Origin of the sequence: Anaeroglomus insulsum (genome assembly GCF_050689095.1) — a bacterium.
Classification (GTDB): Bacteria; Planctomycetota; Phycisphaerae; order Sedimentisphaerales; family Anaerohalosphaeraceae; genus Anaeroglomus; species Anaeroglomus insulsum.
In genome coordinates this window covers 20,182-39,639 of sequence record NZ_JBOGCL010000013.1, presented here as the reverse complement: position 1 = coordinate 39,639, position 19,458 = coordinate 20,182, and the positions used below count along the sequence as shown (strand labels likewise).

At 51.9% G+C, this 19,458-nt stretch carries 12 protein-coding genes and 2 tRNA genes; 10 read left to right on the top strand and 4 right to left on the bottom strand.

The features are described 5' to 3' along the window. Positions 1-108 precede the first annotated feature (108 nt). From ACQ9LF_RS11825 to tadA, 9 genes are all read left to right on the top strand, one after another. Positions 109-282 (top strand): indolepyruvate ferredoxin oxidoreductase subunit alpha, encoded by a 174-nt coding sequence (locus ACQ9LF_RS11825; protein ID WP_462489614.1) that lies wholly within the window; start codon positions 109-111, stop codon positions 280-282. 113 nt (positions 283-395) lie between these two features. Beyond that, positions 396-468, top strand: a tRNA-Glu gene (locus ACQ9LF_RS11820). A 761-nt stretch (positions 469-1,229) separates the two neighbouring features. Then, complete coding sequence (locus tag ACQ9LF_RS11815; protein WP_462489643.1) at positions 1,230-1,919, top strand: acetylxylan esterase; 690 nt, start codon at positions 1,230-1,232, stop codon at positions 1,917-1,919. 135 nt (positions 1,920-2,054) lie between these two features. After that, a complete protein-coding gene (locus ACQ9LF_RS11810; RefSeq protein ID WP_462489642.1) occupies positions 2,055-3,521 on the top strand; it encodes a family 43 glycosylhydrolase in 1,467 nt (488 codons plus the stop codon). A gap of 568 nt (positions 3,522-4,089) precedes the next feature. Continuing rightward, the gene (locus ACQ9LF_RS11805; RefSeq protein WP_462489613.1) at positions 4,090-5,466 is read left to right on the top strand and encodes a family 43 glycosylhydrolase; all 1,377 of its coding nucleotides are present in this window, start codon (positions 4,090-4,092) and stop codon (positions 5,464-5,466) included. 27 nt (positions 5,467-5,493) lie between these two features. Beyond that, on the top strand, positions 5,494-8,784 hold the full coding sequence (locus ACQ9LF_RS11800; RefSeq protein ID WP_462489612.1) for a beta-L-arabinofuranosidase domain-containing protein: 3,291 nt from the start codon (positions 5,494-5,496) through the stop codon (positions 8,782-8,784). A 97-nt stretch (positions 8,785-8,881) separates the two neighbouring features. Continuing rightward, on the top strand, positions 8,882-11,245 hold the full coding sequence (locus ACQ9LF_RS11795) for an alpha-L-fucosidase (RefSeq protein ID WP_462489611.1): 2,364 nt from the start codon (positions 8,882-8,884) through the stop codon (positions 11,243-11,245). Positions 11,246-11,270: 25 nt separating this feature from the next. Next, positions 11,271-13,652: an alpha-L-fucosidase gene (locus ACQ9LF_RS11790; protein WP_462489610.1), complete on the top strand. Its 2,382-nt coding sequence runs from the start codon at positions 11,271-11,273 to the stop codon at positions 13,650-13,652. Positions 13,653-14,058: 406 nt separating this feature from the next. Beyond that, positions 14,059-14,547: a tRNA adenosine(34) deaminase TadA gene (gene tadA, locus ACQ9LF_RS11785; RefSeq protein WP_462489609.1), complete on the top strand. Its 489-nt coding sequence runs from the start codon at positions 14,059-14,061 to the stop codon at positions 14,545-14,547. A 73-nt stretch (positions 14,548-14,620) separates the two neighbouring features. Here the strand turns inward: tadA and ACQ9LF_RS11780 are convergent, their stop codons facing one another. Together ACQ9LF_RS11780 and ACQ9LF_RS11775 are read right to left on the bottom strand one after the other, a co-directional pair. After that, positions 14,621-14,878 carry a hypothetical protein gene (locus ACQ9LF_RS11780; RefSeq protein WP_462489608.1) on the bottom strand — a complete coding sequence of 86 codons (258 nt, stop codon included), beginning with the start codon at positions 14,876-14,878 and terminating at the stop codon, positions 14,621-14,623. A gap of 123 nt (positions 14,879-15,001) precedes the next feature. Beyond that, a tRNA-Cys gene (locus ACQ9LF_RS11775) sits at positions 15,002-15,075 on the bottom strand. A 248-nt stretch (positions 15,076-15,323) separates the two neighbouring features. On the opposite strand from ACQ9LF_RS11775, the gene mdh reads away from it, so the two are divergent. Further along, positions 15,324-16,256, top strand: coding sequence for a malate dehydrogenase (gene mdh, locus ACQ9LF_RS11770; RefSeq protein ID WP_462489607.1), 933 nt, complete (start codon positions 15,324-15,326; stop codon positions 16,254-16,256). A 95-nt stretch (positions 16,257-16,351) separates the two neighbouring features. On the opposite strand, the gene ACQ9LF_RS11765 is transcribed toward mdh, so the two are convergent. Further along, positions 16,352-18,289: a gamma-glutamylcyclotransferase family protein gene (locus ACQ9LF_RS11765; RefSeq protein WP_462489606.1), complete on the bottom strand. Its 1,938-nt coding sequence runs from the start codon at positions 18,287-18,289 to the stop codon at positions 16,352-16,354. 15 nt (positions 18,290-18,304) lie between these two features. Beyond that, positions 18,305-19,456, bottom strand: a complete 1,152-nt coding sequence (alr, locus tag ACQ9LF_RS11760; protein WP_462489605.1) for an alanine racemase — start codon at positions 19,454-19,456, stop codon at positions 18,305-18,307. Positions 19,457-19,458: the final 2 nt, after the last annotated feature.

The following is a 19,458-nucleotide window of genomic DNA, read 5'->3' as shown; positions in this document are numbered from 1 at the left end:
GAAAAAATCAAAAAAATTTAAAAATTTTTATTGTGTAATGCACGGAAATTTTGTAAATTCTCCGCCTTGCAATGCTAAGTAATGATACGCTAAAAGAAAGGATTAACTATGCCAGCAAAAGTGGATGTCGAGACCTGCACAGGATGCGAATCCTGCGTCGAAGCTTGCCCCAGTGAAGCCATTTCGATGAAAGATGGTAAGGCTTTCGTCGATTCTGATAAATGCGTCGATTGCGGCGTGTGCGTGGATGAGTGCCCGGTCGAAGCGATTGCTATGGAATAATGCCATAAGGCTTTATCCTCAAAACAATTAAAATCACGACCTGCGGGTTGTGTGAAGTACCAAAGCAGCTTGATTAACAACGTGAAGTTTGATGCGGCAAGGGTGTTGCCCATGCCCCCATCGTCTAGAGGCCTAGGACACCGGGTTTTCAACCCGGCGACAGGGGTTCGAATCCCCTTGGGGGTATTCTTAAGTCTTTGTTTTACAAGGACTTATTGATTCTGTTTTGAAGTGCTATGCTAATATGTTTAGTGTAAAACAGCGTTTCAAAAACATAGTATTACCTATGCTATTTGCAAGAGTGGGTTATTCGGCAAATGGATAGGTGGTTGTAAAAAAAAGACATAGTAGGACAGGGGAAAATAAAACCCCCTAGGAGTATAAAGCTATGTCAACAAGCCTTTTAATCATACCTTTGGCATTCGATCTGTACCACCCCTCCGTAGCGATTTATGGACGGCAAGACGGTTTTTCAAGGGTCATTGCATCCCAAATGGATACGCTGTCCAGTCGGTGATTTGTGGAGTGTGATTTTTGTCGGCCCGGCTAAAGGGTTCCTCTAAAAATTCATTTTGGCGGACAAACGAATCTTTTTGTTGCCGGCATCTGCAGACCAGCGGCTAAAGTGCGGCGGGGTGGAACATTGGATTCAGACGGATTTAGTTTGGGACTGCATCGCGAGTCGGTTCCGCCAGACCACATCTTCTTTAGTTCTTGATAACGCTTCATCGTCATACAGCGTATCCGTCTAAGGGGGATACGATGTTCCCTGTCTATTCCACAACGGTTGATTAAAATACTTGACAGTGTGGTATGGATTGTGTATATCGGTCTTTCAAATAAGAAACTGTTCTTGTTTTGCCTGCGTAACTTCGAAATTAAGTGAAGGGTCTGCCATGAATACATTTCGCAATCTCATACTGCTGATGTTCAGTATCCTGTTTGTAATGTTATTTGAAGGCTGTTCTGCCGCGCCTGGCAGTACCGCTGAGAGTCCCAAAACCAGTGAAGCTCCTCGCAGCGTTGCACCTTATTTCACGGCGGCCACATCGGGTGCCAAATCGCCGGATCCCGACGGCTTCCTCCAGCGATGGCTGCTTCTGGAACCAATTTCGCTGCCCATCCGCAGTAATGCCGGGTTTACCGAAAGCTTTGTCCGCAATACCATCTGTACAGAGTACTTTCCCGACCAGTTTACCGTCGTTCCGTGTGACGGCGACAAGGTGACAGTGTCTGATAAGGAACTCACATGGCATGCGCTGGATAGTACCAACTTCAATGTCAAGCTGTTTCGTTTTGCCTACGGCCTGAATAAGCCGACATACGGAGTCCTGTTCTGGGCCGTGACTGTGGTTGACAGCCCGCGTCAGATAGAGAATGTCCGTATGGCAGTCGGTTCCAATTCCGCGTCCATGTGGTGGCTCAACGGCAAGGAGGCCGTGGGATTGTTTGGTGATCGGCGTATGGTGATGGATGACTGCGTTTCCAAACGCGTTACGCTCCAGAAAGGCCGCAATATTATCCGCGGTGCTGTCATTAACGGTCCGGGATTAAGCGATTTCTGCGTACGTTTTATCAATGAGCAGGGTGAACCGATCAAGGATATTGCCCTGAACCTTGAAAAGGCCGCGGAGTAAATTCTTCCGGGCTTTCGTCTTGTCTGGTTAAATATGTCCTAATTGCCTGTTATTGTCTCAGGAGGTTCCATGAAATCACGTTATTTTGCAGCATTGGTTTTGGGCCTGTATTTGCTGCAGCCGTCTTGTCCGGCAATGACCCTGAATGGTGAACCCTACATTCACGATCCTTCGACTATCGTGCAGTGCGATGGCAAGTATTATACCTTCGGCACTGGCGGGGGGGGGCTGATATCTGATGACGGCTGGACCTGGCGAAGCGGCGCTGTACGTCCCGGCGGCGGAGCGGCTCCTGATGTTATGAAGATCGGCGACCGTTATCTGGTGGTCTATGGTGCAACCGGCGGCGGTCTTGGGGGGGGACATAACGGCAGAATTCTGACGATGTGGAATAAAACCCTCGACCCGAATTCCCCCGATTTTAAATTCACCGAACCGGTTCTTGTGGCCTCCAGCGACGGCATCGAGGATTGTGATGCCATTGATCCTTCGCTGTGTCTGAGTCCCGAAGGCAAACTGTGGTGTACCTACGGGACCTATTTCGGCTACATCAGGATTGTCGAGCTTGATCCCAAAACGGGCATGCGTGTCAAAGGCAACGAACCGGTCAATATTGCCATCGATTGTGAAGCAACGGCCCTGATCTATCGTGACGGCTGGTACTACCTTTTCGGTACTCACGGCACCTGCTGCAGCGGTACCCACTCTACCTATAACATTCGAGTCGGACGGTCCAGAAAGCCGACCGGCCCTTACCTTGACCACATGGGCGTGGACATGCTCCGGGGCGGCGGCAAACTTGTTGTGGCCGCCAATAATCGCCTCATCGGTCCCGGCCACTTTGGCCTGATCGACCTTGGCAATGACGTGCAGAAATTCTCCTGCCACTACGAAGCCGATATGGATCGCGGTGGTCGCAGCGTCCTTGACATTCGTACTCTGCTTTGGAAAAACGGCTGGCCGGTTGCCGGGGAAGCTTTTAATGGAGGTACTTTCCAAATCGAGTCTGAACGCAGCGGCTATTGCCTGGAACTCGGGGTAGAAGCGGTACCGCTCAGTGAAAATCGAAGAATTCGTGAAATGTCTTCAGGGCCCAGCGGGCCCGGCGGCGGGGCAGGCCCTCGCGGTCCAGGTGCTGGCCCGGCTGGCCCCGGTATGATGGGCAGAAGATACAGCGGGCCAGTGACTCCGATTCCGGATCAGGATGTCGCGGTAGTGTCCGTAAATTGGCCGGCTGGCAGTGTTCCCGTTCGTCTGGGAGAGTATATGCTGCAGGCTCATCAAAAGTGGACTATCACGCCCGTCCCCAATGTTGGGGGGTATCTCGGTTCACCCTTTTTCAAGATTACGATTGCCGGTACGGATCGCGCTCTGGCGGCAACAAAGGACGCCGAGGTTGAGGTGGTTGCAGCCTTTACCGGCGAGCCTGAACAATTGTGGCGTATTGACCAGTTAATTGACGGGACATATCGTATTATCCCGATGACTGAGTCTGATTCAAAGGAACCGCTGGCATTGAGTGCGGTGGGCCTCAGTACACCGTCGCTGACTAAATTCGACCCCCGCAGCGGCAAGTCACGCTGGAATTTAAAAAAGCCGTGATGGTGTAGTTCATATTATTTCTTTATAGCGATAGGAAGATCAATTTTAACAGACTTCATCTGTCTTTAATTGGCTTCTGGCAAGCCAGTAAACCCGGGTAGCAGTCTACCAGCAGGTGTCTGCCGGCAGCAATTCACACGCCTCCTTTTTCTACTGGGCCACCTGCGTGGGGTGAACCTCATAGAGCGACGCGTGTCTTTTGACCCTTAATGGCTTCGATGGTCACTTTTGTCTTGAAGGCCGCCGGAAAATGCCTCTGTTGAGTCTTGATTTATACGTCCTTTCATCTCTAATTGCCGATTGAATTACACCACAACCTCCTTCTTATACCGTAGTACAAAATTCGGAGAGCATTATGTCTGTTCGAAAAGAGCTATTGGTGAAAAACAAACTTGTTCTTATTCCATTTCAGGGTACCCTGTACTATTAATGTTCGTTTGGCACAAGTGAGCCATATAGTCTGCGGCATCCTAAGCAAAACGATATTCCATGAACAAGATTGTTCCGCGGCGGCCCCCAAAGCATTCTCGTCGCATCGATACAGAAGATTTGAAAGAGGAAGAGTACAATGAAAAAGATGTTTGGAACAACTTTAATCGTATTCCTAACCGGTTTATGTCAAGCGGACAATCCAATCATTCAAACCAAATATACTGCCGATCCGGCGCCGATGGTTTATCAGGGTACAGTCTATCTTTATACCACCCATGATGAAGACGATGCGACGGGTTTTAAAATGTTTAACTGGCTGCTTTATAGTTCAACGGATATGGTCAATTGGACGGATCATGGGATTATCGCAAGCGTGGCGGAGCCCAATAAGACATTCAAATGGGCTGATGGTCATAGTGCATGGGCGCCTCAGTGTATTGCCCGAAACAATCGGTTTTATTTCTATTGTCCCACAATATTCAAAGGCCGAATGGCCATTGGTGTAGCGGTGGCGGACAGTCCGTTGGGCCCGTTTGTTGATCCTCTGGGCAAGCCTCTGATTTATCGCGGCAATCCGGGCGACTACGATCCTTCTGTCTTTATTGATGATGATGGGCAGGCCTATTTGTATTGGGGAGGAAACGGTCCCTGTTATTATGTTAAGCTCAACGAAGACATGATTTCTACGTCGGGGGACATTCAGACGGCATCGATTGATTTTACCGGCACTCCTCCTGAGGCGTCTTACACGGAAGGGCCGTGGCTTTGGAAGAAAAATGGTCATTACTACCTGGCCTGGGCCTCACGCTGCTGCCCCGAAGGTATCGGTTATGCCATGAGCGACAGTCCTACGGGACCCTGGAGGTGTAAGGGGACGATTATGGATCCGCATCCTCACTCAGACGGCAACCATCCGGGCATTATTGAATATCAGGGGACATCTTATGTGTTTGGTTTAAATTACGAGCTGTTTTTTACCCTTCAGGGCCATCGAAGGAAACTGGAGAGGCGTTCGGTCTGCGTAAAGACCATGAGCTACAACCCCGACGGTACGATTCAGAAAGTTGCCTGGTGGGGAGACGGTACGGCGATACCGAGTGTGCCTCAGGTCGGCCATCTTAATCCCTACCAGACCATCCAGGCCGAAACGATCTGCTGGTCGTCGGGTGTCAAGACAGAACCCTGCAGTGCAGGGGGGATGAATGTGTGCCAGATTGATCATGGCGATTATATCAAAGTCAAGGGGGTCGATTTCGGCGATACGCCGGCAGCGACTTTTACTGCCCGAGTTGCCAGTGCATCGGAAGGCGGTACCATTGAACTGCATCTTGATGAATGCAGTGGCAAATGCATCGGGACCGTTTCTGTTGCCAACACCGGCGGATGGCAGACCTGGAAAACCGTCACGGCCAGCGTATCCGAGGTGACGGGGGTACATGACCTTTACTTTGTATTCAAAGGCAATGAAGGGAAGCCACTTTTTAATTTTGATTCCTGGCAGTTCAGCCATTAAACAGTATTCATAATGAATAGGAGTTCCATGATGAGGTTGCGATTCATAACCATTCTGATTATCGCTGGCGCAACGTGCTATGCGGAGAATCCCATCTTTCGCGATGTGTTTACGGCTGACCCGGCGGCTTTGGTTGTCGGCGATACGGTCTATGTCTATGTCGGTCGCGACAACGCCAAAGAGGGTCAGTTTTTTACCATGCCTGAGTGGCGATGTTATTCCTCCAAGGACATGAAGACTTGGACGGCACACGGTCCCATTCTCCGGCCGGAGGATTTTCCATACGCCCGGGCCAATGTTGCCTGGGCCGCTCATATGATCCAAAAGGATGGACGATTCTATTTTTATACAACATTGCGTCGCAATAACAACAATGAACACTGTATCGGCGTGGCTGTGGGTGACAGTCCGACAGGGCCTTTCAAGGATGCCCGCGGAACTCCGCTGATTACCGATGAGATGACCCCGGATTCGAGTCGTCCCAACGCCGACATCGATCCCACGGTTTTTCTTGACGACGACGGCACCGCCTGGATGATGTGGGGCAACGGCGACTTTTATCTGGTAAAACTGAAACCCAACATGATCGAACTCGACGGGCCAATCCAAAAGATGGCATTTAAGAATGTTGCTGAAGGCCCCTGGCTCTTCAAACGCGGCAATCTGTACTACAATGTCTATGCTGCGGATATTCCCGGCAATCCGCCGGAAAAAATTGCCTATGCCACAGCGGAGAAAATCACCGGTCCCTGGACCTATCGCGGATTGGTAACCGGTTCTCCCAAGGCGGGCTTTACCATTCATCCGGCAGTCATCGAATTCAAGGGGCAGTGGTATTTCTTTTACCATGACGGTTCCACTTCGCTGAATGGGATGCCTGGCGGCGACTGCCGGCGGAGTGTCTGTGTGGAATATCTTTATTTTAATGATGATGGCACCATCAAACCCGTCACGCAGACTCAGGAAGGCATTTCCCGTCAGGCAGCATCACCTGAGCCGTCGGTTCAGCTTGTTCCCCTGAAAGATGTCCGATTGCTGGAGAGTCCTTTTTCTCAGGCGGTTCAAGCCAATTATCAATATCTCCTGGCTCATGACCCCGACCGATTGCTTGCGCCCTTTCGGCGCCAGGCGGGTCTTGAGGCCAAGGCTCGTCCCTACGGCAACTGGGAGAGCATGGGGCTTGAAGGGCATACGGCGGGGCACTACCTTTCGGCGATTTCGCTGATGATTGCGTCGGGCGCCGATCCGGAAGGTCTGTTCCGTCAGCGTCTCGATGCTATGATTAATGAATTGGACCAGGTCCAAAAAGCCAATGGCAACGGGTATCTTGGAGGTATCCAGGGAAGCAAAGAATTTTGGAAAAGTATTGCTGAGGGGCATGTTGAGCTTATCGGGAAAAGATGGGCCCCCTGGTATAACCTCCATAAAATGTTTGCCGGGCTTCGGGACGCCTATCTGTACGGAGGGAATACGAAAGCACGTGATTTGTTTGTTGGCTTTGCAGACTGGTGTGAGGCAACCACCTCCGGCCTGAGCGATCAGCAGATGCAGCAGATGCTGGGTACTGAATATGGCGGTATGAATGAAGCCCTTGCTGATGTCTATGCGATGACCGGCAAAAAAAAATACCTGGACCTGGCCAAACGCTTCAACCATCGGTCTGTTTTTGAGCCTCTCGAGAATCGCCAGGACAAGCTGACCGGCATGCATGCCAATACTCAGATTCCCAAGATTGTCGGTATGCAGCGCATTGCGGCACTGACCGGTGACGATACCCTGCATACCGGGGCGGCGTTTTTCTGGGAAACCGTTGTCAAAAACCGCAGTGTGGTTTTTGGGGGTAACAGTGTCAGCGAGCATTTTAATGATCCCAAGGATTTCAGCGGTATGATTTCGCATCGGGAAGGCCCGGAGTCCTGTAATACCTACAACATGCTCAAGCTTACTGAGATGCTGTTTATGGCCGAACCAAAGGCTGCCTATGTCGACTATTATGAGCGAGCCTTGTACAATCAGATTCTGGCTTCTATTCATCCCCAAAAGCCCGGGTATGTCTATTTTACCCCTATCCGTCCGGATCATTATCGGGTGTATTCTCAGCCTGAAGTTGCCTTCTGGTGCTGTGTTGGAACGGGTATGGAGAATCCAGGCCGGTACGGAGCGTTTATTTATGCTCAGTCCAAAGACCAGTTGTATGTGAATCTATTCATCCCCTCGGAACTGTCTGTGGCCGCAAACGGATTGGTGCTCAGGCAGGAGACGAAGTTTCCGGATGAGCCGAGAACGCGGCTTCGCCTTAAACTCGCCAAACCAGCCGCCTTTACGCTCAATATCCGCCATCCTGGATGGGTCAATCCTGGCGATTTTACGGTCAAGGTCAACGGACAGTCCATGGAGCTTAAATCAACCCCGTCTTCGTATGCTGCGATTCGACGGGAGTGGAGGGACGGCGATACGGTGGATGTGGAACTTCCCATGCATCTGCATACAGAGCGTCTGCCCGATGGCTCTAATTGGGTGGCTTTTCTGTATGGCCCGATTGTGCTGGCCAAGCCCGACGGTGTTGACAATATGGACGGTCTGTTTGCCGACGAAGGCCGCATGTCACAGGTGGCGAATGGTCCGATGGTTTCGCTTGACAAGGTTCCGGTCCTGCTTGCAGAGGAAAAGGAGCTGCTTGCACACGTGGTTCCTGATCGATCCGCCGGGCCGCTGAACTTCCGTATTATGGATGTAATCGAGCCGGCTGCCCCAGAGGGTCTGCCGCTGATGCCGTTTTTCAGACTGCATGAGCGTCGCTACCAGATGTACTGGGAACTGACCACTGCCCAGCAGGTTGCAGCCAGAAAGGAAAAACTTGCTGCCGAGGAACGTGTCCGACTGGCACGTGAGGCGGCGACCATTGACTGGATAGCGGTTGGCGAGCAGCAGCCTGAGGTGGAACATGACCTTCAGGGTGAAGGTATGGAAACAGGCATTCACAATGGTCGCCGCTGGCGTCACGGTTCCTGGATTCAATATACCCTTGATTCACGGGGGGCCAGGGAGGTCATTTTGTCTGTTACCTATTCCGGCGACGATCGCGGCAGACAATTTGATATTCTGGTCAACGGGACGCGGATTGCTACTCAGAGACTGACCGGCGAAAAACCCAATCATTTTGTTGAAAAACGATATGCGATTTCTCCTGAGATAATGCAGGCTGCTGTTAACGGCCGTCTCACGGTTCGATTTGTCGCAAACAGGGGACTGGCCGGAGGGCTGTATGATGTTCGCCTGCTTGGGCCGAGTGCAGCGGAGGGGCTTTCCTTGGATTAGTATTGTATGGCGGAATCGATGTTTCTGTTTAATCTGGACAATCCGGCACCAAAATAAAACCCAGTCGTAGTGTATAGTGAAAAAGGAGTCTAACAGGATGATGCGGATATCATGGACCCATCAAATCCGGATATGTGTGGCTGGATACACAATCCTCTATTTTGTTTCTGCTTTGTCCATGGCAGCCCAAAGAAATCTATTGGAGGCTGAAGTTGCCGAACTGAACGGCGGGGCATCCCAAACAGCGGATCCTGCTGCCTCCAAAGGGTATTCAGTCAGTTTGGGCAAACCTGGGCAAGGCATCACATTTTCCGACCTGCCTGCCGCGGAGACATTGGCAATTCGCTATGCGTCGATAGAAACCGGTACGATCAGCATTTCCGTCAATGACCAGCCGGTTCGCAAGGTCAATGTACATTCTTCAGGGGCTGTTATGGGTTCGTTTCTTGATGCAGTCATACGGGTTGAAATATCTGCCGGCGCCAGACTGACTATCACTCAGACGGCGGATGATGTCGCAGTGAATATTGATTATATCCTGGTAGGTCAGGGAGATTTGGGCCTGCCGCCGGATATCTGGAATCTGCCGCCGCTGCCGGTGTCGGCCGGGCCCTATTCGCCCGACTGGAAGGCGATAAGCAGACTTTATACCGTACCGGCCTGGTGGCGTGAAGCCAAGTTTGGGGCCTGGTCTCACTGGGATCCGCAGTCAATGCCTGAACAGGGGGACTGGTATTCCCGCGGGATGTATATGGAGGGCAGTCCCCAATATGAATATCATCTCAGGCATTTTGGGCATCCGTCGGAATATGGTTATAAGGATATCTGTCACAATTGGGTGATTGACCGATGGAAACCTGATGAGCTGATGGCGCTGTTTGTCGAAATGGGTGCCCGTTACTTCATGGCCATGGGGGTCCACCATGACAATTTTGATTGCTGGGACTCGACCTATCAGCCCTGGAACTCTGTCCGAGTCGGACCCAAGGTGGATATTGTCGGTGTCTGGGAAAAAACAGCACGAAAATATGGTCTGCGTTTCGGTATTGGCTTCCATCACTCGCCGCCTCGAACTTGGGGTCAGTTTATGCCGGTACGTTACACCGGGGATAAAAAAGGACCCAGGCAGGGTGTTCCTTATGATGCGATGCTGACCATTCGGGACGGTCAGGGCAAATGGTGGGAAGGTCTGGACCCGGTAGATCTGTATGGACCGGTTCATACCGCCACGGAGCCGCTGCTTTCACCCTTTGCCAACCAGTTTATGTGGCGGGTGGATGATGCCATTACCCGGTATCATCCGGATGTGATTTATTTTGATGAGGCCGCGGGAAACTCCCTGTGGGATTTAGGGGTGCATATGGGATTGGATTTTCTCGCTCCGCCGCTGGTGGCCAATTTCTATAATAAGTCCATGGGATGGAATGACGGCAAAATGGATGTGGTGATCAATCTGAAGTGTATCGGCGGACACTACAACAGTTTTAAAAACAATCCCGAACTGATCCCCATCGTGGAGCGTGCCCTGGTTAAGAGTACCGAGGCGATCATTGAACCGCAAATCATGGCCTACCCATTTCAGACGGAAACAACGCTTCAGAACTGGCACTACCAGACCGGCCAGAACTATTTGGATGCCAAAAAAGTCATCCGATTGCTCATGGAGAACGTGTCCCGCAACGGAACCATGCTGCTGAACATCACACAGCGAGGGCGGGGTGATCTGGATCCTGAGGCTGTCCGTATCTGCAAAGATGTGGGGGGCTGGCTGAAAGTCAACGGAGAAGCTGTGTACGGCTCTCGCCCATTTGAGGTCTTTGGCGACAATACAGTATATTTTACACGCAATAAAGGCTATGTGTATGCGACGCTGCTGGAATGGAAAGGCGGGCCAATTACCCTGAAGGCTCTGCACGCCGGCGGGGCAACCCTGGGCAAGGTATCCAAAGTTGACCTTCTGGGGTCTGATAGCCCGCTGACATTTGTCCAGGATGAGCAGGGGCTGACGGTAACCCCCGGCGGAGCGGTTCAGCCGCTGCCGGGTATTGTCAACCCTTCGCTGGCATCGGAATGCCGGGTTTTACGCATCACCCATGACAAAGGCTGGTTCAATGATGATGACCCGGGTGCGACCTCCCCTGGATGGCTTCGCCGCTGCAATCTTGGATCCGGCGATTATAATAACGATTTGACCACCAGCAGCATACCAGGTGACGTCTGGAGTTGTGAATTCGCCGGCAGCAGCATCGAGGTTATTGCTCCACGAGAACCAGCAGCGGGAAAGATCGAGATTCAGATTGATGGCCAGACCCGCGCAACGGCAGATCTGTCCACTGCAGAGACACGTCAGGCTCAGCAGACAGTGTATAAGCTGACAGGACTGCCTTCGGGCAAACATACTATCAATATTGTCAATCGCGGCCCCGGTCCTGTGGCGGTGGATGCTATAGCAGTTCGGTAAACTTAGGATTGAAGGTGAAAATGAAATGAAAATCATACACACTCGACAGGCATGCGTTAGAAGTATATTGATCCCCCTGTTATGGATGCTGCCGGCCTGGGGGAACGGACAAACCAACGCAGATAAGGCGGTCTCTTCCGGCCCGATTCCTTATGCCGCAATGCATGTCATTGGTCCGGACGATTCCGAGGCTGTTAGGGTGGAAAAGGCGGCCAAGGTTTTACCCCGTCCCAACCAGACGGCCTGGATGCGGCTGGAATGGATCTTTTTCCTTCACTATGGCCCGAATGCCTTCAACCACGTGGAATGGGGCAGCGGTCGTGAAGACCCCTCGGATTTTAATCCCGCATCGTTCGACGCCGAACAGTGGGTCCGTGCGATCAAAGACGCCGGCGGTAAAATGATTGTGCTGGTTTGCAAACATCATGACGGCTTATGCCTGTGGCCCAGCCGATATACCTCGCATTCGGTGGCGTCAAGTCCCTGGATGAATGGAAAAGGTGATGTGGTGCGGGCGGTTTCCGATGCGGCCCGCAAGCATGGGATTAAGCTGGGTGTCTATCTTTCACCGGCCGACCTGTATCAGTTGCGGACCAATCCGAAGAATCCCAAAGGCTACTATGGCAACAACAGCGGCAAAGTGCCCTCGACCATTCCCACTGATCCGGATGCTTTCAAAACAGATCCCGCCAAAGGCCGTGAACCGGCGCCGGGATTTGGCAGTTTTACCTATACGGTAGATGACTACAACCGCTATTTTCTTAATCAGTTGTATGAATTGCTGACCGAGTACGGGCCGGTCCATGAAGTCTGGTTCGATGGTGCCAACCCGGATCCGAGTGTCCAGGAGACCTATGATTATGCAGCATGGTTTGACTTGATTCGTAAACTGCAGCCGCAAGCGATCATTTTTGGCAAAGGGCCGGACGGGCGCTGGGTGGGTAATGAAGGCGGGGTCGGACGCACCACGGAATGGAGCGTCATTCCGCTGCCGATGTCACCGGATCAGTTCTACTGGCCTGACATGCAGGCCGGGGATCTGGGCAGTCGCACCAAACTGACACCCGGTTCCCACCTGTGGTGGTATCCGACAGAAACCAATGTTACTCTGCTTGATCGTGGGGCCTGGTTTTGGGCTCCCGACAAGAAACCCAGAAGTGTTTCCCAGCTTGTGGATATCTATTACACGTCAATCGGCCGCAACGGAAATCTGATTTTGAATCTGTCTCCGGATGACCGCGGCCTGATTCCGGATGATCAGCTCAATGCCTTAAGCAGGATGGCGGAGGTCATCCGGGATACCTTTGCGGTCAATCTGGCTTCAGGCGGTCAATTGACAGCGGATAACTCTAATACGCAATACGGTCCGTCGCTGGCGTTGGATGGAGATTTGGATACCTGGTGGGAAGCCGCCCCGGGCCGGACCAGTGCCATCATCACTCTGACGCTTCCAAAGCCTGTTACTTTTGATGTGGTTTCACTCCAGGAAGCCGTGGATCATCGCAGTCAGCGAGTCGAATTTTTTGTTATTGAAACCTGGGATGGCTTGGCCTGGGTTGCTGCCGAACCTATCGCATCGGATGAATTGACTACCATCGGCCATAAACGCCTGATACGGCTGAAGTCTCCGCTGACAAATGACAAGGTGCGTATTCACATCACCAGGTCCCGCCTGGAGCCGACGCTGGCGGAAATCGGCTTCTTCCAGCAGCCTGCTGCCTTATTGCCTCCTGTGATTTCAGATCGTGATGCCCAGGGCAGAGTGACCCTCCGAAACGATCGCGGCCTGAAGATGGTTTATACCCTTGATGGTTCTTCACCGACACCTCACTCGACCGTTTATACCACGCCGATTTCCATGCCGTGGGGCGGTACCATCAGAGCAGCTTGTCTGTTGCCGGATGGAAAACTGGCTATTGAGGGTTCCAGGTCTTTTGCGGGAATGATGCCGATTGGCTGGAAGGTCATTGACGTTGACAGCCAGGAAGTGAATGGGCAGGTCAATAATGCTGCGGCCAATGCGATTGATGACAACTCTGCGACAGTCTGGCATACACGCTGGCACAACGATTTGAAATTGCCCCATTTTATCACGGTTGACATGGGGGCTTCGCACCGGATTAAGGGATTTATTTACCTGCCGCGTCAGGATAACAACGCAAACGGCACCGTTCAGCGGTATCGCTTTGAAACCAGCACGGATGGTATAAACTGGATAACCAATGTCGCATCGGGTACATTTGACAATATTTGGAACAATCCTTCGCTACAGAAAGTCACTTTTGATCCTGTTGATGCTCGATTCTTCCGTTTTACCGCGTTGCGGGAGATACACGGAAACGGCTGGACAAGTGCTGCTGAAATATCCGTGCTGCCTGATGAATCTGATAAAAGCCACGGATATTAGAGTCATTAAAACCAGATTGAGCCAGCACTGAACAGCTGGTGTGGATACCCAACGGGTATGATTATTCCGCGAGCAAACGAAGCAAGTGGTTGAAGCTGCTGTACTTGGCCGCGACGAAACGGTAAATTTCAAATAGGATCAGTCGAAATCTCTGTTTTTATTTGAGTTCAGGGTTCAATGGGTAGGTAGTGTACCAAAAGGCCAACGTGGATTTCCTGCTCTTGCTCCGCCGTGATGAAGATATCTTTAGCAGTGAGATTATGAAAATTGGGGCTGTATTGTAATTTTCGTATTGCCGATGATTAAGGGTTCTTGTAGAATCCCTCATTCTAAATGTGAATATGTCAATTTTGATTGTGTGTCAAAGGACATTGTTGGGTGAGGTTTATAACGGCTTACAGACTCAATGGACATTTCTGATCAAGACAATCTGGACCAGCGATATATGCGGATGGCGATTGACCAGGCCTATATTGCGGAAGAACATGGGGATGTGCCAATTGGTGCGGTGATTGTGTATAACAATCGCGTAATTGCCCGGGCGCATAATCAGCGGCAGCTGCTGAATGACCCTACAGCCCATGCGGAGATGATTGCCCTGACACAGGCGTCGGAGGTGGTAGGCAACTGGCGGCTGCACGGGTGCACCATATATGTGACGCTGGAACCATGTCCGATGTGTGCAGGAGCTCTGGTGCTGGCACGGCTGGATCGGCTGGTTTTCGGAACAGATGACCCCAAAGCGGGGGCCTGCGGCAGCCTGTACAATATTGTTCAGGATGGTCGGCTCAATCATCGGCTGGAGGTTGTCAGTGGGGTGCTGCAGGAGGATTGTCGGTTTCAATTGCAGGCATTCTTTCAGCGTCGCCGGGCTGAAAATAAGAACGGCCAATAAAAACACAGGCCGCAGAACTGCATATTGACTGCGGCCTTATGCTATGTATAACCCCTCCGGTTATATCTCATTTTCAGGCTCGTTTGAGCCGGGGTATATGATCCTTATGGGGCGAAAAAATCAACAGCCCGATTCCCCAGAGTGCCAGCGTGGCCGGTTCAGGTATCGAAAAACGAGTGTGAATCAAAATATCAGCGGAATTTTCAATTTCAGGCGGAATTTCGATGCGGTAGTCATACGTTTTCATTGTCGGAAAATCATCCGCAAACACTGGACATACAATGACACTGAGAAGGCATCCTATAAATGAGGTAATCCAAAGAGTTTTCATTTTTACCTCTCCTCAACAAACGTGTTTTATCCCCAACACAGCAACTATTTTAGAAATCGAATCCTGAAAAGTCAAATGAAAATAATATTATTATGGGACATAAAAGAGATGAAAAAGACAGAAAGGCGACGGTCGGATTCGAACCGACGAATAACGGTTTTGCAAACCGTCCCCTTGAGCCGCTTGGGTACGTCGCCGTAAGCTTCATATGACCAACAAAAAGTACCGGATTTGAGCTGTTTTTGCAAGAAAAAATCTATTCTTCTGATGAGGAAAAGAGGATTTTGAAAAATATTTTTCTTTTTCCGGCGGGTGTTTTATAATTACGGGTCTATTAATACTTCTGGATAAAGATGTAGATTGTATAAAAAGATGGATTGAATTCCAGGCTGCCTGGAATGGGATGCAGCATCATAAAGCAGATTTTTTAATGATGGAGAATAACGTGAGCAGGCAAAAAATAACTGTTGTGGGTGCAGGCAATGTCGGTGCAGCAACGGCCCATATCGCGGCCCAGCGCAACCTGGGGGATGTCGTGGTGGTGGATATTGTCAAAGGGCTTGCCGAGGGTAAAGCCCTGGATATGGCCGAGATGAGCGGGGTGTATCCGTTTCATGGCCAGGTCTGTGGTACGACGGACTGGGCGGCCACAGCCAACAGCGATGTCGTGATTATTACCAGCGGTGTTCCCCGTAAGCCGGGTATGAGCCGGGACGATCTGCTGGCGACGAATGCCAGGATTGTCAAAAGCGTCACCGAGCAGGTGGTCAAATACAGCCCCAATGCCTATATTATTGTCGTCTGCAATCCGCTGGATGTGATGGTGGATGTGGCGGGCAAGGTCAGCGGTTTTGCAAAGAACCGGGTGATGGGCATGGCAGGAGTGCTGGATTCAGCCCGCTTTGCGTATTTTGTAGCCCAGGAACTCCATGTCAGCGTGGCCGATGTAACCGGCGTATTGATGGGCGGTCATGGTGACGATATGGTGCCGTTGCCGCGTTATACGTCCGTGGCGGGGATTCCGCTGCCGGAGCTGATGGACGCTGCGACGATCCAGCGGCTGGTAGAGCGTACCCGCAACGGCGGTATCGAGATTGTCAATCTGCTGGGCTACAGTGCCTATTATGCTCCAGCGGCCGGGGCGGTTCGCATGGCCGAGGCCATTCTTCAAGACAAGAAAGCCGTAGTAAGCTGCTGTGCATGGTGTGATACACAGTATCATATTGGCGGGGCGTATGTTGGCGTGCCGGTGATTCTGGGCAAAAACGGGGTCGAAAAGGTTATTGAATTAACACTGACTGCTGACGAACAGCAGATGCTGGATGCTTCGGTGAGCCGGGTTAAAGCCCTGGTTGCCAAAGTGCGTGACATGATTTAATGCCCGACGGGTAGGATGATTTTGCAAGCTGCCCCCGATCGACAATGATCCGCTAACCTGCAATTCGACCAAGAGCCGTGTGTTCGGATTGCAGGTTAGTGATTTTTTTCCAATTGCTGATTGAACAGCAGAATCTGAGCTTCAAGCGCTCCAATAGCCCACTCGATATAATGCCGCTTATGGTAGGGTTTGTGATGTCCTTCCTGCATCAGACCGTCACGGATGGTGCTCAAGAATTTCCGCAGGGTGTGTGGAGGAATGGCTGTGGGATTGGCCGCCCAGCTTTTAAGTTCTTCGTACTCGTCCTGTAACCGCGGATTGCTGGCCAATTGCTTGGGGGTAAGATAATCGCCGGGATTGATGGACAATTGCAGTCCCTTCAGTGCCAGAATCAGCGGTTCGTAATTGGCGCGGGCATCCAGCCTGATGAATTTATACTGTTGGACATAGTTGGTTGGCTGGAATTTGGGCTCTGTCCCAAGTTCGTCCTCGCCGGTGATGGTCGAGTGCCGTTTGCTGGTACGGGCGAAGACCAGTTCTTCACCGTACTGGTCGCGTCGGATTTCATCCTGACTCATGCGGGTAATGAAGACCCGTCCGGTATCGGAAAGCTGAAGTCCGCCGCCCAAAACGAACAGGCATTTGACAAACTCCAGCGGCAGGACAGTCTGATGTCCGATGTGCCGTCGTCGAATCTGGAATGACAGGTGGAGACTGTGCGGCTGAATGGGGTAAAACGCGGCAATTTCACGGATAAGCTGGCTGAGCATACAGGGGTCTGCAGTGGCGGGCTTGGAGACTTCACCCTGGGTGGTCAGGCGTCCGGGAGCCAGTTCAAAAAAGCCGCAGGTGCCTGGTCGGAATGCCCCGGAGTGGTCGTCGATGTAGCCGCCGAGTTTCCAGGTTAATACATCCAGTGCAAACCGCCCAAACCAGCGAAAGCCGTCAAAGGCCGCATCTTTATCAGAGATATTTTTCAGCACGGCCCGATAGCCCAGGTTGCTAAATTCCATTTCTGCGCCCATCGGAACCAATCCTGGCTGGAGATTGTAGCGGAGAATCTGCATGCTGCTCTGGGCGACGCGGCCGTCGAACATGCTTTCAGCGGCGGCGACGGCAAATTTGACATAGTCCAGCAGATCGTGCTTGCCGTTGAGCGGCAGGGCCTCAAAGCATCGTTTGAGCAGTAAATCCACCGCCGCAGTGTTAAAGTTCAGCATCCGCAGAGCGATCAGCAGAGGGATGGTACGGGTATAATAACGAGTCGATTTAACCATCCGGTCCAATTCAAACCGATATCGGGACTGCAGATAATATTCAAACTGGTTAAGGAGTGTCTGCCGCACCACCAGTGTCAGATAATTTTCGATATACGGGCGGGCCTGATCGTCGTCAAATAAATCCTTGATCGACGGCACGGGACGCGACAGTTCGTGCTCAAGATAAAAATCGCTGACGGCATCCTGCCCCAGATGACTGATGACCAGATCGCGTTCGGTGGTGCCGATGAGTTCACGTCGGGCCCGACGTTCGATATCGGCATCGGGAGAGGTTTCGCCGGGACGGGTGTGCTTGGCGAAAAAGTTCTCGATGCGTTTGCGCAGCCAGAGTTCGTGAATCAGGTTGACGTGAAAACGGTCGCCAAACTGCTTTTTCATATCGCGGTTGCGGTTCAGATAGGCCTGTGCCGAGACGGGCCCGGCAGCGGTATTGACGGTTACCGTCTCACGGGTGTAGAGCTTGCCCTCGTATTTGTCGATGACTGCCATCGCCGAGGCCGGGATATTGTAAATGACGAATCCCTGAATCTTGGAATCCGGCTCACGAATCGCGTAAAAATACACATTGTCAGGGCTGACTCGTCGGTAGCCGTCGAGCATGGCCAGTTCTGCAAACAGAACCTGCGGCTCATAGACACGGGAAGGTTTGAGGGTGAAGCTCAGCCCGCAGACGGATTCGAAAATCGTGGGTTCCCGCAGGGAGCCGTACACGAATAAGTTATAGACGGTTTGTTCTTTTGTTTGGCTGGACATAACGCCGGTGGATCCTTAATGGACAATGCGTTTAACATGAGAATGAATCATCGTCAGAATCTCATAGCAGATGGTGTCGGCCAGTTGCGAGAGGGCATAAGCCCCACAGGGGGAATCGTGCTGGTTATCCAGGACCGTAACCATCTGGCCCAGTTTGACATCGGGGACATCGGTGACGTCGAGGATGACCTGGTCCATACAGACACGACCGACGACCGGGGCCAGCCATTGATCGATTTTCATTTGGGCCCGGTTGGAAAAGCAGCGGCGGTAGCCGTCGGCATATCCCAGATACACAATGGCCGCCAGGGTGTCGCGTTTGGGAATAAATGACCGTCCGTAGCTGACCGAGTGGCCGGCAGGAATCTTTTTTAACTGGGTAATCGGGGCCTGCAGTTTCAAGACCGGCGTCAGCGGGACCGGCGGATTTTTCATCGGCCGGGAGTAATAGCCGTACATCGAAACACCGCAGCGGACCATGTCGTAATGGGCCTGGGGGATTTTCAGGGTGCCGGCACTATTGCAGGCATGAATGATGATATCGTTGCGATTTTTGAGCTGATGCTCGGTCAGGAAACGTTCGAAACGGAACAACTGTTCATAGGCGTAAGACAGATCCTCTTCATCGGCTGTGGCAAAATGGGTCATGACCCCCGCCAGTCTGATATTGGGACAGTCCGGCAGTCGCTGGAGGATGGTCGAGCAGATGGGTTCGTCCAGCCCGCAGCGTCCCATGCCCGTTTCGACATTCAAATGCAGATGAATCCGCAGGTCCGAGCCTTTCAGGACACGATGGACATACTCCATGCCTTCCAGCGAAGACAGTTCGCAGTGAAAGCCATACCGGGCACACAGCGTGATTTGTTCGGGGGTATAGGCCGGGTTGACCGGTTCGAGAATCAAAATGGGTTTGCCGCCGGCCAGGGGTTCGATATGCAGGGCTTCGTAAAAGGTTGCCACGGCAAAGGCATCGACATAATTTTTGAGAATGCTGACAATTTCGCCGATGCCGTGCCCATAGGCATTGGCCTTGACGACAGCACAAAACCGCGTCCGGGCCGGGCAGAAGGTGCGGAGGTTGCGGACGTTGGTTAACAACTGCTCGGAATAAATATGCGCCTGAAGATCAGGGCGTATCAATGGAGGTAATGGAGTGGTATTCATCATTT